The sequence below is a fragment of the Oleiphilus sp. HI0123 genome (assembly GCF_001635315.1).
The window spans coordinates 1-1,020 of sequence record NZ_LWGE01000380.1 but is presented as its reverse complement, the minus strand read 5'-3'; the positions used below and the strand labels follow the sequence as shown (position 1 = coordinate 1,020).

Genomic DNA, 1,020 nt, shown 5'->3' with positions numbered 1-1,020 from the left:
ACAATTACCTTTGTGAAAATGGCGGGGCCGGACAGAAACTTGATCTAGTAATTTCTGCAGTGACAAGCAATGAGCGATAGGCGTCTGCTCATTAATAATTTTGGCTGGCACCTCCAGGTCGTCGTAATATAGTTCGCCAGTATAGTGTTGACCTTCAGCGGTAAATAAGCCCAGTTTTAGGGCAATAAAACTCGCAGTGCAGTCGGCTTCGATTGCGGTGCCCATTATACTGCCCGTATTGGCATTTAAGCCCGATGGAATATCAATCGCTAATATCGGGGCAGTAGATTTATTTGCTGCTTCAATAGCGTCAGCATACAGGCCTCTGACAGGGGAGTTAAGACCGGTACCTAATAGAGCGTCGACGATAATGTGATTGTCGGTCTCTGATGCTAGACTTTTGTCTGAGTAGTGGTCGCAGCTTACGTTTTCTGCTAAGCACATCTGGTATGCACTTTGCGCATCACCGACAAGTTTATCTGGAGGCGAAAGAAAGTAGACATTACATGCAATTCCATAAGCTTTGGCTAGCGCAGCGACAATATAGCCATCTCCGGCATTATTTCCACTGCCGCATAATACTGTGACTTTCTGGCAGTTGGGGAATCGTTCTAATAGTATATTGAAGCTAAATTTCGCTGCTTTGTTCATGAGCGAAAAGCCCTTGATTCCATGCCTGTTGATAGCCGAACTATCGATATCTCTTACCTGCTGGCTGAGGAATAATTCACTGGGAAGTTTTGTTTCAGGCATATCGGGTTCCATCTGATAGGGCGTCGAAAAGCTTAAGTTAATGATACAGTTCAAAATTTATATTTAATTAGATGATGCTAATTAATGGTTTTATTTAGTATAGATGCCCGTAAAATAGGAGCTCTATTCTTTTGTTAAGAGATCTTAGTGAACATTACTATGCGGACAAAATCGGAACAACTTATTATTTGGGCAACCAGGGCTTCTGTCGCTGTTGCATTTACCTTACTAATATTAAAAATATATGCTTGGATTGTAACGGGTTCA

Annotated in this window: 1 protein-coding gene; it reads right to left on the bottom strand. The window is 42.2% G+C overall.

Going from position 1 to position 1,020, the window contains the following annotated elements; translation table 11 throughout:
• Positions 1-753 (bottom strand): NAD(P)H-hydrate epimerase (locus A3761_RS03595; protein WP_197472795.1); only part of this gene is annotated, 753 nt, incomplete at its 3' end.
• Positions 754-1,020 lie beyond the last annotated feature (267 nt).